This window comes from Hyalangium sp. (genome assembly GCF_035629615.1).
Lineage (GTDB): Bacteria > Myxococcota > Myxococcia > Myxococcales > Myxococcaceae > Hyalangium.
Map to the genome: position 1 here is coordinate 1 of NZ_DASPHO010000089.1, position 14,473 is coordinate 14,473.

14 protein-coding genes are annotated in these 14,473 nt (G+C 67.9%); 12 read left to right on the forward strand and 2 right to left on the reverse strand.

Features of this window, described 5'->3' with window-relative positions; genetic code table 11:
• From VD972_RS03920 to VD972_RS03975, 12 genes are all read left to right on the forward strand, one after another.
• The coding region (locus VD972_RS03920) for a transmembrane transcriptional regulator (RefSeq protein WP_324980944.1) at nt 1–290 on the forward strand (290 nt) is incomplete at its 5' end.
• A gap of 114 nt (nt 291–404) precedes the next feature.
• The gene (lysS, locus tag VD972_RS03925; protein WP_324980947.1) at nt 405–1,958 is read left to right on the forward strand and encodes a lysine--tRNA ligase; all 1,554 of its coding nucleotides are present in this window, start codon (nt 405–407) and stop codon (nt 1,956–1,958) included.
• Nucleotides 1,959–1,987: 29 nt separating this feature from the next.
• Nucleotides 1,988–4,402, forward strand: a complete 2,415-nt coding sequence (locus VD972_RS03930) for an ABC transporter permease (protein ID WP_324980950.1) — start codon at nt 1,988–1,990, stop codon at nt 4,400–4,402.
• Between the two features lie 3 nt (nt 4,403–4,405).
• Nucleotides 4,406–5,080: an ABC transporter ATP-binding protein gene (locus tag VD972_RS03935; RefSeq protein WP_324980953.1), complete on the forward strand. Its 675-nt coding sequence runs from the start codon at nt 4,406–4,408 to the stop codon at nt 5,078–5,080.
• 123 nt (nt 5,081–5,203) lie between these two features.
• The gene (gene bamA / locus VD972_RS03940) at nt 5,204–7,606 is read left to right on the forward strand and encodes an outer membrane protein assembly factor BamA (protein WP_414653981.1); all 2,403 of its coding nucleotides are present in this window, start codon (nt 5,204–5,206) and stop codon (nt 7,604–7,606) included.
• 113 nt (nt 7,607–7,719) lie between these two features.
• Complete coding sequence (locus VD972_RS03945; RefSeq protein ID WP_324980959.1) at nt 7,720–8,313, forward strand: OmpH family outer membrane protein; 594 nt, start codon at nt 7,720–7,722, stop codon at nt 8,311–8,313.
• A gap of 13 nt (nt 8,314–8,326) precedes the next feature.
• Nucleotides 8,327–9,391 (forward strand): UDP-3-O-(3-hydroxymyristoyl)glucosamine N-acyltransferase, encoded by a 1,065-nt coding sequence (lpxD, locus tag VD972_RS03950; RefSeq protein ID WP_324980962.1) that lies wholly within the window; start codon nt 8,327–8,329, stop codon nt 9,389–9,391.
• Entirely contained in the window at nt 9,388–9,852 is a 465-nt protein-coding gene (gene fabZ / locus VD972_RS03955) for a 3-hydroxyacyl-ACP dehydratase FabZ (protein ID WP_349256548.1), read from the forward strand. Before lpxD ends, fabZ begins: the two co-directional genes overlap by 4 nt.
• Nucleotides 9,853–9,878: 26 nt before the next feature.
• Complete coding sequence (gene lpxA, locus VD972_RS03960; protein ID WP_324980965.1) at nt 9,879–10,655, forward strand: acyl-ACP--UDP-N-acetylglucosamine O-acyltransferase; 777 nt, start codon at nt 9,879–9,881, stop codon at nt 10,653–10,655.
• Nucleotides 10,656–10,664: 9 nt separating this feature from the next.
• The gene (locus VD972_RS03965; RefSeq protein WP_324980968.1) at nt 10,665–11,468 is read left to right on the forward strand and encodes an LpxI family protein; all 804 of its coding nucleotides are present in this window, start codon (nt 10,665–10,667) and stop codon (nt 11,466–11,468) included.
• A gap of 146 nt (nt 11,469–11,614) precedes the next feature.
• Entirely contained in the window at nt 11,615–12,637 is a 1,023-nt protein-coding gene (locus tag VD972_RS03970) for an OmpA family protein (RefSeq protein ID WP_324980971.1), read from the forward strand.
• Nucleotides 12,638–12,660: 23 nt separating this feature from the next.
• A complete protein-coding gene (locus tag VD972_RS03975; RefSeq protein ID WP_324980974.1) occupies nt 12,661–13,110 on the forward strand; it encodes a hypothetical protein in 450 nt (149 codons plus the stop codon).
• A gap of 14 nt (nt 13,111–13,124) precedes the next feature.
• On the opposite strand, the gene VD972_RS03980 is transcribed toward VD972_RS03975, so the two are convergent.
• Both VD972_RS03980 and VD972_RS03985 read right to left on the reverse strand, forming a co-directional pair.
• Nucleotides 13,125–13,754, reverse strand: coding sequence for a MarC family protein (locus VD972_RS03980; RefSeq protein ID WP_324980977.1), 630 nt, complete (start codon nt 13,752–13,754; stop codon nt 13,125–13,127).
• Between the two features lie 6 nt (nt 13,755–13,760).
• Nucleotides 13,761–14,465 (reverse strand): polyprenol monophosphomannose synthase, encoded by a 705-nt coding sequence (locus VD972_RS03985; protein WP_324980982.1) that lies wholly within the window; start codon nt 14,463–14,465, stop codon nt 13,761–13,763.
• Nucleotides 14,466–14,473 lie beyond the last annotated feature (8 nt).

Below are 14,473 nucleotides of genomic sequence, written 5' to 3' on the forward strand. Positions count from 1 at the left end.
TGGCGGAGCCGCAGGCGCAGGCGGTGCGCTCGCACCTGGACGGGTGTGAGGAGTGCCGGGCGGGGTGGGATCGGTACGCGCAGACGGTCCAGCGGGTGCGCAAGGTGGAGCGCGAGAAGGCGCCGCCGATGATGGCCTCGATGGTGCTGAACCGGGTGAAGCGCGAGCGGCGGTTCGGGCTGCGCAAGCTGCACCTGGCGCACAACTACCACCGCGTCCCTGTGGAGGTGCTCATTCCGCTGCTGCTGGCCGCGGCGGTGGCCGCCTTCCTGGTGCTGTCCGCTTCGTGACCGCCCTGCAGGGTAGGGCGCGGAGACGACGGTCTGGCGCTCATGAACAGGACATGATGCGTTGCGTCCCGGGGAGGGCTTGGCTACGGTGCCGCGCCCTTGGAAGGGCGCGCCATGGCAGAGACCGAAAACAAGAGCGACAAGCCGGCTGAAGCGGACCTCGGGTCCAAAGAGCAGGAGATCTACCAGCAGCGCCTGGACAAGGCGGGCAAGTGGCGCGATGCGGGCTTCAACCCGTACGGCAACGGCTACCGCCCCGAGCACCAGGCCGCGGAAATCCACGCGAAGCACGGCGCCCAGTCCGCCGAGGACTTCGAGAAGGCACCGCCCACCGTCTACACCGTGGCCGGCCGCATCATCGCGATGCGCACCTTCGGTAAGGCCGCCTTCATCAAGCTCCGGGACCGCTCCGGCGAGATCCAGGTCCACATGAAGAAGGACGCGCTCGGGGACACCTACGAGGTCTTCAAGCTCTGCGACGTGGGCGACTTCCTGGGCGCCACCGGCCCCGTCTTCCGCACCAAGACGGGCGAGCTGTCCCTGTCCGCCACGAAGTTCATCCCGCTCACCAAGTCCCTGCGCCCCCTGCCAGAGAAGTGGCACGGCCTGACGGACGTGGAGATCCGCTACCGCCAGCGCTACCTGGACCTGGTCTCCAACCCGGACGTGAAGCAGACCTTCCTCAAGCGCAACAAGCTGGTGCGCTTCATCCGCGAGTTCCTGGACACCCGCGACTTCATCGAGGTGGAGACCCCGATGATGCACCCGCTGGTCTCCGGCGCGGCAGCGCGGCCCTTCACCACGCACCACAACGCGCTCGACATCGATCTGTTCATGCGGATCGCCCCGGAGCTGTACCTCAAGCGCCTGGTGGTGGGCGGCCTCGAGCGCGTCTACGAGATCAACCGCAACTTCCGCAACGAGGGCATCAGCACTCGGCACAACCCCGAGTTCACGATGCTCGAGTTCTACCAGGCGTATGCCACCTACGACGACCTGATGGACCTCACCGAGCAGATGCTCTCCGAGGCCGCCCAGGCCGTCACCGGCGACACCAAGGTCGCCTACCAGGGGCACACCCTGGACTTCGGCAAGGGCTGGAAGCGCATCCCCATGACGGAGGCCATCCGCGAGGCCGTGGGCGCCGCGCTCACCGACAAGGACATGGCTGACCCGGACAAGCTCCGCCACGAGCTGCTCAAGACGAGCCACGGCGAGGCCGAGCGCCGCGCCATCGAGACCATGAACCAGGGCGAGCTGGTGGGCGCCCTCTTCGAGCACCACGTCGAGGGCAAGCTGGTGCATCCGACTTTTATTACCCACTTCCCCACCTCGGTGAGCCCGCTGGCCCGGCGCAACGATCAGAACCCGGAAATCACGGATCGCTTCGAGCTGTTCGTCGCCGGCCGGGAGATCGCCAACGCCTTCTCCGAGCTGAACGATCCGCTGGACCAGAAGGAGCGCTTCCAGGGCCAGCTCGAGGCGAAGCAGCGTGGCCAGCAGGAGACGATGGACTACGACGAGGACTACATCCGGGCGCTCGAGCACGGCATGCCGCCCACGGCAGGTGAGGGCATCGGGATTGATCGGCTCGCGATGTTGTTCACGGATGCACCCTCCATTCGGGACGTCATCCTCTTCCCGCTCCTCAAGCCGCTCTCCAAGTAGCCAAAAGTAGCCAAGGTCCTAAGGTTCCCGTGCAAACCGCTGAACGGCAGACCGTCTATCGCTGGGGCTTCGTCTGGAGCGGCGCACTTGTCGCCCTCGTGGGCTTCGTGCTGCTCGGGGTGGCCCTCTCCCGGTCCCATGCGTGGGCCGAGGTCGCCAGCTCGCTGGGTCTGTCGATCATCGGCTGGGGCTCCTTGCTGCAGACCCTCAACGCGCTGTCGCTCACGCCGGCAGAGCTCGGGCTGAAGCAGCCGCTGCCCATCGGCGGGACGCAGTTCCTCGTGGCGGGTGTGCTGGTGTGGCTGGCCGGCTGGGGGCTGATCGCTGCGGGCATCCGGCGAGCTCCTCCCTCCACAGAAGGCCCGAGCCCCGCGGCGGGTGCCCCGCTGTACCCGCGGCTCGCGGGCTACCGGGACTTCTACTGGAGCACGCTGGCCGCGTACGGCGGTGGCATCCTCCTGGCGGAGATCGTCCTCATCCTGCTGCAGACGCTGCTGTCCAGTGGCGTGCAGGTGTCGGAGACGGGAGGGGCCTCGGGCTCGGGCCTGCAGCTGGCGCCTCCCTGGGCCTTCGCCGTCTCGCTCCTGGTGGCCTGCGGCATTGCGTTCATCTCGGGGGCCATCGGCGCGGCGCGGGCGCGGCGGCTGTCGCTGCCCGAGGCCACCATCGGCGTCTTCTACCTGGGCCTGCCCGTCCCCATCCTGCTCACGATGATGGAGCGGGTGAGCTCGCTCCAGCTCACGCTGGGACCGCGGCTGCGCGAGGTGACGTACGTGGCGGGCCTGCTCGGCCGGCCCGAGCTGTCCTACTGGCTCGTGTTCGGGCTGCTGGTGTTGATGCTGGTGCTGGGCATCAACTCCGGCTTCGTCGCCGCGGGCAGCGGGCGGCTGGATCTGCGCGCCGGCTTCGAGCTGTTCGTCTCCCGTCGGCACGTGGAGGTGTTCCGTCCGTCGCTGCTGCTGGGGACGCTGGGGGTGCTGATGCTGGGCATCGTCCCGCCGCTGCTCATCTACGGCATCGTCCGGTCCGTGGAGGCCGCGGTGGAGCGCACCCGCATCCGCGCCCTGGGCCTGGCCGACCCGCTCGCCGCCGCCGAGGCGCTCCACCGCCTCAAGCTGCGCGAGCAGTCGCCCACGATGATGATGACGGCCCTGTCCGTGGGCGGCGTGGGTGTGGGCGTGATGGCGCTCATTGTCGTGCTGTCGGTGATGAGCGGCTTCGAGATCGATCTGCAGCAGAAGATCCTCGGCACCCACGCGCACGCGGTGGTGTCCAAGTACGCCGGGGACCTGCCTGAGTACCCGAAGCTGATGGAGCAGATCGGCAAGGTGCCCGGAGTCATCGGCCAGTCGCCCTTCATCACCAACCAGGTGATGATCGTCTCCGAGGGCAACGTGGACGGCGTCGTCATCAAGGGCGTCGACCCGGACTCGGTGGGCTCGGTGACGGACCTGCCGGGGTACATGCTGCCGGGCGGCTCGCTGGAGTACCTGAGGAAGCCCGAGCTCATCCTCCCCGAGCGCGCGCCCCGAGGCGCGGGCCAGCCCATGCTGGACGACAAGCCCGCGGGCTCCGAGGGCAAGCCGGAGGAGGAAGAGGAGGAGATCGATCCCATCATCGGTCGGACGACAAAGCCGGCGCAGGAGAAGGTGCTGCCGGGCATCATCCTCGGACGTGAGCTGGCTGCCGCCCTGCGCGTGGTTGTGGGCGACAAGGTGAACATCGTCTCGCCGCTGGGCACGGAGCTGGGGCCCCAGGGCCCCATGCCGAAGAGCCGCGTCTTCCGGGTGGCCGGCGTCTTCTACTCGGGCATGTACGAGTACGACGCGAAGTTCGTCTACATCTACCTGGACGAGGCTGCGAAGTTCTTCGAGGTGAAGGGCGCCAACGGCATCGATCTCAAGGTGGCGGACATCGACGACGCGCGGCACGTCGCCTCGGAGGTGGTGCGCAAGCTGGGCGGCTACCCCTACCGGGCGCGCGACTGGAGCGAGACGAACCGCAACCTCTTCTCCGCGCTGCGGCTGGAGAAGCTGGTCATGGGCATCATCCTCTCCATCATCATCATCGTGGCCGCGGGCCTCATCGTCGCCACCGTCATCATGCTGGTGCTGGAGAAGCGCAAGGAGATCTCTGTCCTCAAGGCCCTGGGCGTGCCGGACGGCGGCATCGTGAAGATCTTCCTCGCGGAGGGCCTGCAGATCGGCGTGGCCGGCGGCCTGCTGGGGCTCATGTCCGGTCTGGCCTGGTGCTTCTTCATCGAGAAGGTGGGCATCAAGCTGGACCCTCAGGTCTATTACATCCCCGCGCTGCCGGTGAAGATCGAGCCGGTGCAGACGCTCCTGGCCGTGGTCATCGCGGTGCTCGTCACGTACCTGGCATCCATCTATCCGGCGCTCAAGGCCAGCAGCGTGGAGCCGGTGGAAGGGCTCAAGGCAGAGTAGGCCATGGCATTCCTCTCCATCCGCAACGTCTTCAAGAGCTACTTCCTGCACGGCAAGCGCATCGACGTGCTGCGCGGCGTGTCGCTGGAGATTTCTCGCGGCGAGCTGGTGAGCCTGGTGGGCCCCTCCGGCGCGGGCAAGAGCACCTTCCTCCACGTGCTGGGCACGCTGGACGCGCCGGCCGCTGGCGAGGTGTTCTTCGAGGAGCGCTCCGTCTTCGCCATGAGCGACGCGGAGATCGCCGAGTTCCGCAACCGCACCATCGGCTTCGTCTTCCAGAGCCACTACCTGCTGCCGGAGTTCACCGCGCTGGAGAACGTGGCCATGCCGGCGCTCGTCCAGCGCCTGGACCGGACTACCACGTACACGAAGGCCCGCGAGCTGCTGGAGCGGGTGGGGCTGGGCGCCCGCGTGGACCACAAGCCGGGCGAGCTGTCCGGCGGCGAGGCGCAGCGCGTGGCCCTGGCGCGCGCCCTGGTGCTCCAGCCCGCCATCCTCCTGGCCGACGAGCCGACGGGCAACCTGGACCCGGCCACCGGCGAGGGCATCCACCAACTCCTCCGAGACGTGAACCGCGATCTGGGCATCACCGCCGTGGTGGTGACACACAACGAGACGCTTGCTCGCTCCATGCCGAGGCGGCTGCGCCTTGCAGGCGGGCAGGTGACGGACGCTTAACTCGCCGCGCTTTTGCATTGAGGGACGCCGAACCTATCCCTTAGATTGCGCCGCCCCTTCCTGGCCGACTGCCCCTTGAGGTCTCCCGTTCTGTCTCACAAGACGCTCCTGCCGCTGCTCGCGATGACGCTGTGGGCGCTCGCACCCTGCCGTGCGCTGGCGCAGGCGGGGACGGGTACGCCTCCGGCGCCGGCCACGGAGCAGCCCCAGCCCCAGCCCCCAGCCCCCTCCACCCCCCCCGCGGACGCCCCCGTAGACGAGGAGGCGCTCTCCGAGGAGCAGGGCGAGCGCGTCGTCGAGGTCCGCATCGAGGGCAACCGCCGCGTCGAGTCCGAGGCCATCCGCCGGGTGCTCGTGACGAAGCAGGGCACGGTCTTCGATCCGCTCCGCACGGGCGAGGATCTCCGGGCCGTCTGGGGCCTGGGCTACTTTACGGACGTTCAGTTGTTGGTGCAGCGGCTCCCCAAGGGCATCGCCTACGTGGTGCGGGTGCAGGAGCGCCCCTCGGTGCGCGCGGTGAAGCTGACGGGCAACGACGAGCTGAATAACGACGATCTCAAGGAGCAGATCGACGTCAAGCCCGCCACCATCCTGGACATGGACGCCGTGCGCTCCACGGTGAAGAAGATCCAGGAGAAGTACATCGAGAAGGGCTACTTCCTGGCGGAGGTCTCCCACCGCATCGATCCCGTGGAGGGCGGCACCAGCGTCGACGTGGTGCTCGTCATCAACGAGCACGCCAAGGTGATGGTGAAGGAGATCACCTTCATCGGGGCGCAGCAGGTGAAGGCCGCGGATCTCAAGGCGGTGATGGTCACCCGCGAGGGCGGCTACTTCTCCTTCCTCACGGGCGAGGGCACCTACCGCGAGGAGGCCTTCCAGCGGGATCTGGCCGTCATCCAGGCCACCTACTACGACTACGGCTTCATCAACGTCCGCATCGACAAGCCCGTCATCTCCCTGTCGGCGGACAAGCGCTACATCTTCATCACCCTCAAGGTGACGGAGGGCGAGCCGTACGACATCGGCAAGCTGGACTTTGGCGGCGATCTCATCGTTGCCAAGGAGGGGCTGGGGGCGAAGATGACCTCCGCTCCGAAGGAGCGCTTCAACCGCTCCAAGCTCTCCCAGGACATCCTGACGATCACGGACGTCTACTACGACGAGGGCTACGCCTACGCGAACATCAACCCCGTCACCTCCGTGAACGCGGACGACAAGACGGTGGACCTGACGTTCGACATCCAGAAGGGCCCACAGGTCACCATCGAGCGCATCGACGTCATCGGCAACACGAAGACGCGCGACAAGGTCATCCGCCGCGAGCTGCGCGTCTACGAGGGCGAGCTCTACAACGGCACGGGCGTGCGCCGCAGCAAGGAGCGCGTCACCGCGCTGGGCTTCTTCGAGACGGTGGACATCACCCAGAAGCCGGGCAGCGCGGACGATCGGATCGTCCTCCAGGTGGAGGTGAAGGAGAAGGCCACCGGCACCTTCCAGGTGGGCCTGGGCTTCTCCAACGTGGAGAACTTCATCTTCACGGCCCAGGTGTCCCAGAACAACTTCCTGGGGTGGGGGCAGAGCGTCTCCGCCTCGGCGCAGATCTCGGGCCTGCGCTCGCTGGTGCAGCTCTCGTTCTACGATCCCTACTTCCTGGACACGCAGTACCTGCTGTCCGCGGACTTCTTCCGGGTGGACGCGGACTATGACGGCTTCGTCCGCCGCTCCACCGGTGGCAGCCTCTCGCTGGGCTACCAGTTCGTGGACGACCTGCTGGGCACCGTCGGCTACACGCGCGAGTACGTGGACGTGGAGGCCGGCCAGGCACTGGGCTCGGTGCTGCTGGCCAACCAGTTCCTCAGCGGCGTCACCAGCGCCGCGCGCCTCTCGCTCTCCTTCGATCGCCGGGACAACCGCCTCTTCCCCTCGCGCGGCTTCATCCACTACGGCTCGGTGGAGTTCGCCCCGAAGCTGCTGGGCGGCAGCTTCCTCTACACCCGCTACACGGCCTACTCGCGGCTCTACTTCCCCCTGCCGCTGGGCATCGTCTTCAAGACGAACGCCACCGTGGGCTACATCCAGCAGCTCGAGGCGGACAAGCCGCTGCCCATCTCCGAGCTCTACTACCTGGGTGGCATCAACACCGTGCGCGGCTACTTCCTGCGCAGCATCAGCCCCACGCTGACGGTGCCCCGCTCCGAGTCTCCGGATGCCACCGTCACCGAGTTCCGCACGGGCGGCAACAAGCAGCTCATCCTCAACCTGGAGCTGGAGTTCCCCGTCTTCGAGAAGGCGGGCATCCGCGGCGTGCTCTTCTATGACGCCGGCAACGCCTTCGCGCGCAACGAGCAGTTCTTCCAGGATCGGCAGGATCGGCTGCCGCTTGGCCTCTTCCACTCCGTGGGCTTCGGCTTCCGCTGGTTCTCCCCGGTCGGGCCGCTGCGCTTCGAGTGGGGCTTCCCGCTGAGCAAGCGTCCGGAAGATGAGCCCTATCTCTTCGAGTTCACCATCGGCAACTTCTTCTGATTTCTGATAAGGCGTCCCCCCCCGGTGCTCCGGGCGCCCCCTACCCAGGGGGTGTTGAAGAACCGCCGAGGGTGAACGTCGGAGCCAGTAACACCCCTCTAGGAGCCGTTGACATGTCGCTTCGAAGCACCCTGGCGGTCGTGACCGCCGTCCTGTCGCTTGCCCTCCCGGTCGCTGCCTCCGCGCAGAACCCGAAGTTTGGCTACGTGGACTACCAGCAGGTCCTCCTCGCGGTGGAGGATGGCAAGTCCGCGAAGACGCGTCTCCAGAAGTGGTTGGAAGATCGCCAGAAGGAGATCGACCGGGAGCAGGAGGCGCTCCGCAAGGAGAAGGAGCTGCTGGACAAGCAGGCCAGCGCCATGAGCGAGGACACTCGCATGCAGAAGGGCGCCGAGCTCCAGAAGAAGGTCATCGATCTGGCCCAGAAGTGGGACCGCTACCGCGCCGAGGCCTCCAACCGCGAGCGCCAGGAGATGGAGCCCATCGTCAACAAGATCGACCAGGTGATCGCGAGGATCGCCGAGCGGGACGGGTTCTCCTTCGTCTTCGAGAAGCGTGACTCCGGCCTCGTGTACGCGCAGACGCAGTACGATCTCTCCAACGAGGTCATCCGCGCGTACAATGCCCTGCCGAAGAGCACGGCCCCGGCTCCCAAGGCCCCGGTTGCGAAGGACGCGCCAGTGGCGAAGGACGCCCCGAAGAAGTAAGGGGCTGACCGTCGTGAACCACACGTCCTCGCCGCGCCGGCTTGGGGAGCTCGCCACCCATGTGGCCGGGGAGCTCCTCGGAGATTCCGGTCTGCTCATTCATGGCCTCAACGGGCTCGCCGAGGCAGGCCCTGGGGACGTGTCCTTCTACGGCAACACGAAGTACCGGCGTCAGTACGAGGCCACGCGGGCCTCCGCCGTGCTGGTGGGGGCGGATGCGCCGCCGCGTGAGGGGGTGGCGCTCATCCGGGTGCCCAACCCGCACCTGGCCTTCGCGCGGCTGCTGGCGCTCTTCCACGCGCCGCCGCGCCCCTCCCCCGGGGTGAGCCCCCAGGCGCACGTCCACCCCGAAGCACGGGTGCACCCCGAGGCCACGGTGATGCCGGGTGCCGCGGTGGACAAGGGCGCCCGCGTGGGTGCTCGCTCCGTGCTCTACCCGGGCGCCTACGTGGGCGAGGGGGCCACGGTGGGCGAGGACAGCCTGCTCTACCCCAACGTCACCGTGCGCGAGCGCTGCCAGGTGGGCTCGCGTGTCACCCTCCACGCCTCGTGTGTGGTGGGCGCGGATGGCTTCGGCTTCGCGTTTGACACCGAGGGTGTCAACGGGCCGGAGCACTACAAGATCCCCCAGACGGGCATCGTCCGCATCGAGGATGACGTCGAGGTAGGGGCCTGCACCTGCATCGACCGGGCGACGCTGGGCGAGACGGTGATCGGGCGCGGGACGAAGATCGACAACCTGGTTCAGATCGCCCACAACGTGAAGGTGGGCCCGCTGTCGCTCCTGTGCGCGCAGGCCGGGGTGTCCGGCTCGGCGGAGCTGGGCACGGGGGTGGTGCTGGCGGGGCAGGTGGGGGTGGTGGGGCACATCCGCGTGGGGGACATGGCCAAGGTGGGCGCCCAGTCCGGCGTGGCGCACGATGTGGAGGAGGGGCAGATCGTCTCCGGGAGCCCGGCCGTGCCGCACCGCGAGTGGCTGAAGAACTCGGCGGCGCTGGGCCAACTGGGGGATCTGCTCAAGGAAGTGCGAGCCCTGCGTCGCAGGGTGGAGCTGCTCGAGAAGGAGAAGGGCGGATGATGGACATTGGAGATATCCAGCGGCTGCTGCCCCACCGCTACCCGTTCCTGCTGGTGGACCGCGTGGTGGAGTTCATCCCCGGCCAGAAGCTCGTGGCCTACAAGAACGTCACCATCAACGAGCCCTTCTTCAACGGCCACTTCCCCGGGCACCCGGTGATGCCGGGGGTGCTCATCCTGGAGGCGCTGGCACAGGCCTCGGCCATCCTCGCGTACAAGAGCGAGAGCATGAACCCGGAGAGCAAGGTCACCTACCTGATGGGGGTGGACAACGCGAAGTTCCGCAAGCCCGTGCTCCCCGGGGATCGGCTGCAGCTGGGCATCGAGGTGCTGCGCCACAAGGGTGTCATCTGGAAGACGAAGGGCACGGCCACCGTGGAGGGTGTGAAGGTGGCCGAGGGCGAGTTCCTGGCCACGGTGGTGGACAAGGACGCGAAGTCCGCCGAGGAGCCAGCGCCCTGAGAGGCGGGGACGGAAGGAGAGAAGTCATGGCTCAGGTTCACCCCACGGCGGTGGTCCATCCGGACGCCCAGCTCCACGAGACAGTGGAGATCGGGCCTTATGCGGTCATTGGACCGAAGGTGAAGATCGGCCCCGGGACGCGGGTGGGGCCGCACACCGTCATTGAAGGGCGGACGACACTGGGTGCGCGCAACCGCGTGTTCCAGTTCTCCTCGCTGGGAGCGGCGCCTCAGGATCTCAAGTACGCGGGAGAGGACACCGAGCTGGTCATCGGCGACGAGAACCAGATCCGCGAGTTCACCACGCTGCACATCGGCACGGCGGGAGGCGGCGGCATCACCCGGGTGGGCAACCGCAACCTCTTCATGGCCAACAGCCACGTGGCGCATGACTGCGTGGTGGGCAACAGCTGCATCCTGGCCAACAGCGCGGCGCTCGGCGGGCACGTGCAGGTGGAGGACTTCGTCATCTTCTCGGGGCTGACGGCGGTGCACCAGTTCACGCGCATCGGCAGGCACGCCTTCGTGGCGGGCGGCGCCATGGTGGTGATGGATGTGCCCCCGTACTGCATGGCCCAGGGGGACCGGGCGGAGCTGGTGGGGTTGAACACCGTGGGCCTGGAGCGCCACGGCTTCAACGAGGCGCAGATCGGCCGCATCAAGGAGGCGTACAAGATCCTCTTTCGCTCCAAGCTGCAGGTGGCGGAGGCGCTGGCGCGGCTGAAGGCCGAGTACGGCGGCCAGCCGGAGATCGACCACCTGATCGAGTTCATCAGCCAGAGCAAGCGCGGGCTGACGCGCTAGGCTGGGGCGGTGGAGCGGATCGGTCTCATTGCAGGCAACGGACAGCTGCCCTTCCTCTTTGCCCGCGAGGCGCGTGCCCGCGGCCTCGAGGTCGTGGCGGTGGCTCACCGCGGCGAGACGGATCCGGCGCTGGAGGCGGAGGTGACGGCCTTCACGTGGGTGCGGCTCGGGCAGGTGGATCGGATCGTCCGCACCTTCGTCCAGGCGGGGGTGGCACGCGCGGCGATGGCGGGTGGCATCGGCCGGGTGCGAGCGCTGACGGAGGCGCGGCCAGATCTGGGAGCGGTGCGCATCATCTCCCGGCTGCGCAGCTTCCGGGACGACACGCTGCTGCGCGCCATCGCCGACTACTTCGAGGCTCAGGGCGTCACCATCGTGGCGCCAACGGACTACCTCTCCCAGGTGCTCTGTCCTGTGGGCCACCTCGCGGGGCCTCGGCTGCACCCGGCGCAGGAGCAGGATGTGGCGCTCGGGGTGGAGGTGGCGTCGCTGCTCGGCAAGGCGGACGTGGGGCAGACAGTGGTGGTGCGCAACGGGCACGTGCTCGCGCTGGAGGCAGTGGAGGGCACGGACGAGACGATCCGCCGCGGCGGCAAGCTGGGCGGCAAGGGCGCGGTGGTGGTGAAGCGCTGCAAGCCCGGGCAGGATCTGCGCTTCGATCTGCCGGCGGCAGGGCCCCGCACGCTGGAGGCCATGCGCGAGGTGGGCGCGAAGGTGCTGGCGCTGGAGGCGGGACGGACCGTGCTGCTGGACGCTCCCCAGCTCTTCAAGGAGGCGGAATCCCAGGGCATTACGGTGGTGGGCGTCACCTGAGGTGTGGGTGTCCTCCACCCATCATGCGCCGTACCTGTGAGGGCCCATTCCCTGAATTCACGCGCCGTCCTACCGTTGGTGCCCAGGGAATCCCTCCTGTGGGGGCTCTGTTTGCCCTCGCCGGCATGCCCGAGGTTGCCGCCCTCATGAACGCTCGCCTGCTCCTGCTCAGCCTCGCCCTTGCCTCCTCGCCTGCTCTGGCGGGGGACGCGATCCATGTCTCGCTGGATGCGCGTATGCCGCTCGGCCAGGGGACCCCGGCACTGAAGGTGGAGATCCTGGAGCCCATCCTCGGCTTCGACGTGAAGCTGAAGCGCTCGGACGGAAAGGTGTTCGAGTTCAAGGAGGGCGGGCGGCCAGGCACCACGCGCACCCTTCCCTTGGAGCAGCCGGAGGGCCGCTTCCACTACGAGGGCGAGCTGACGGTGCGCTTCAAGGGCGCCGAGCCGGGGACAATGCCGCTGTCCTTCGACACGGAGCTGCTAGGGCCGCTGACGCTGACGGTGTCCAAGGAGGACCTGGATCTCGCGGGGCGCAAGCTGCGCTTCAAGCTCTCGCGGCCGGCAGCGCGCGCGAAGCTCACGGTGCTGGTGGACTCGGGATGGAATGCCTTCGACGGCGAGGTGAAGTTCAAGGGGGAGCCCGGGGGCACGCCGCTCGAGGTGACGTGGCCGAAGGTGCCGGGCAAGGTGATGAAGATCTCGCTGCAGGCCTATGACACGGCGGACTTCTACCAGAGCGTGGACTTCTTCCCGTGGCAGGTGGACATCCCCCACGAGGAGGTGAACTTCCCCTCGGGCAGCGCGGAGATCCCGGCAGCGGAGCGGGGGAAGCTGGACCGCAGCGTCGAGAAGCTCACGGAGGCGGTGAAGCGCTATGGGGAACTCGCCGCGGTGCGCCTCTACATCCTGGGCCACACGGACACGGTGGGGGCCACGCCCTCCAACCGCGAGCTGTCCCTTCAGCGGGCGCGCAGCATCGCCTCGTACTTCCGCAGGAAGGGCGCGCGACTGCCCACCTTCTACGAGGGCTTTGGCGAGCAGGCGCCCCACGTCGTGACGCCAGACGAGACCGACGAGGCGGGCAACCGCCGCGCCGAGTACATCATCTCCGTGGACGATCCCGTGCTGACGAACGCTCCTTTTGCCCCGCAGTGGAGAAAGCTGTGAAGCCTTCCTGGAGGAACCGACGGATGAACCGCCTTGCTCTCTCCACCACACTGGGCCTCGCTCTCGTGGGGTGCGCACACTCGGTACCGGTGGCCCAGCGCCTCCAGGAGGAGGAGACGAAGTGCGCGCTCGTGCAGATGGTGTTGCGCGAGCAGGTGCCCGCTCAGCAGCTGGCGGAGTTCGCCACCGAGGGCCGGGAGCCGCCCGTGCCGGTGGTGGTCTTCGTGCGCAAGCCCGAGCAGGGGCTGCTCGAGCGGTACTTCGCGGGCGAGTCGCCCGAGTGCGGAGACAACCAGTTCCGCGTGGTGCGACAGCTTGGACGCGAGGGGCTGGTGCTCTACCTGCAGGAGACCGGGGACGGCTACTCGTACGATGCGCGCCGGGCAGGCCCGGAGGAGCTGTCGATGGGAGGACCGCCCCAAGGCGTGGTCCGTCGCAGCGCTGGGGGCAGCTGGGCGACCGCGTCCGACTGATCGCGAGGCCGTGCTCAGCGTGCGAGCAGATCCTTGGCCCCATCGGCCATGAACTGCACGGCAATGGCGGCGAGGATGAGCCCCATCACGCGCTCGAGGATGGCGACGCCGGACTGCTTCAGCACGCGCTGCACGAGATGGGAGGCGCGCAGGATGAAGTAGCTGGCCACGAACGTCAGCACGATGGCCGCCAGCACTGGCACGGCCATCGACAGGGTCTCCCCCTTGGACATGAGCACCATGGCGCTGGCGATGGCGCCCGGACCGGCCAGCAGCGGCATGGCCAGCGGAACGAGCGCCACGTCCTCCTTGGCCACGCCCTCCTGCTCCTCGGTGCGGCTGGTGCGCGTCTCCGAGGGCCGGGCGCGGAGCATGTCCAGCGAAGTCATGAGCAGCAGGATTCCGCCGGCCACGCGGAAGGCGGCCAGGGAGATGCCGAACACCTTGAAGATGACCCCGCCGAAGACAGCGAAGAAGATCAGCAGCCCGCCGGCAACGATGCAGGCCCTCAGGGCCGTGCGGCGCATCTTCGTCTCCGAGTCACCCGCGGTGATGGCCAGGAAGATCGGCACCACCCCGATGGGATCCACCACGAAGAAGACGGCGGAGAGTGACACGAGGAAGTGGGTGAGGTAGTCGCTCATACCGCTTCACACCGTCAGGCGCAGCTTCCAGACCATGGTGAGCGCCTCGAGGAAGATCTTCCGGCTCATCTTCGACTGACCCACGCGCCGGTCCTCGAAGACGATGGGGAGCTCGCGGACGGTGAAGCCCTTCTTGAGCGTGCGGTAGGTGAGCTCGATCTGGAAGGCATAACCGGTGCTCTTCACCTCATCGAGCGCGATGGCCTCCAGCACGCGGCGGTGGAAGCACTTGAAGCCGCCCGTCAGATCGCGGATGCCCACCCCGAGGATGGTGCGCGCGTAGAGCGAGCCGCCCTGGCTGATGATCTGCCGCCCGACACCCCAGTTCACCGTGCCGCCGCCGGAGACGTAGCGCGAGCCCAGCACCAGGTCCGTGCCCGCCTCGGCCTCGTTCAGCAGACCGGGCAGGAAGCGCGGGTCGTGGCTGAAGTCGGCGTCCATCTCGATGATGTACGTGTAGCCCTCGGCGAGCGCCCAGTGGAAGGCGGCCAGGTAGGCGCGGCCCAGGCCCTCCTTCTTCTCGCGGTGCAGCACCCGGATGCGCGGCTCCTGCGCCGCGAGCGCATCGGCGAGCTTCCCCGTGCCATCCGGCGAGTTGTCATCGACGACGAGGATGTCCACGCGCGGCTCGGCTGCTAGCACGGCCTGGGTGATGGGGCCGAGATTGTCCGCCTCGTTGTAGGTGGGAATGCAGACCAGCGCGCGGTTCATGTCGCGGC

Bases quoted from the DNA above. Each gene is read 5' to 3' on its own strand.
- lysS (WP_324980947.1), top strand. From the start codon at position 405: ATGGCAGAGACCGAAAACAAGAGCGACAAGCCGGCTGAAGCGGACCTC.
- VD972_RS03935 (WP_324980953.1), top strand. From the start codon at position 4,406: ATGGCATTCCTCTCCATCCGCAACGTCTTCAAGAGCTACTTCCTGCAC.
- bamA (WP_414653981.1), top strand. From the start codon at position 5,204: ATGACGCTGTGGGCGCTCGCACCCTGCCGTGCGCTGGCGCAGGCGGGG.
- VD972_RS03945 (WP_324980959.1), top strand. From the start codon at position 7,720: ATGTCGCTTCGAAGCACCCTGGCGGTCGTGACCGCCGTCCTGTCGCTT.
- fabZ (WP_349256548.1), top strand. From the start codon at position 9,388: ATGATGGACATTGGAGATATCCAGCGGCTGCTGCCCCACCGCTACCCG.
- lpxA (WP_324980965.1), top strand. From the start codon at position 9,879: ATGGCTCAGGTTCACCCCACGGCGGTGGTCCATCCGGACGCCCAGCTC.
- VD972_RS03970 (WP_324980971.1), top strand. From the start codon at position 11,615: ATGAACGCTCGCCTGCTCCTGCTCAGCCTCGCCCTTGCCTCCTCGCCT.
- VD972_RS03975 (WP_324980974.1), top strand. From the start codon at position 12,661: ATGAACCGCCTTGCTCTCTCCACCACACTGGGCCTCGCTCTCGTGGGG.
- VD972_RS03980 (WP_324980977.1), bottom strand. From the start codon at position 13,754: ATGAGCGACTACCTCACCCACTTCCTCGTGTCACTCTCCGCCGTCTTC.
- VD972_RS03985 (WP_324980982.1), bottom strand. From the start codon at position 14,465: ATGAACCGCGCGCTGGTCTGCATTCCCACCTACAACGAGGCGGACAAT.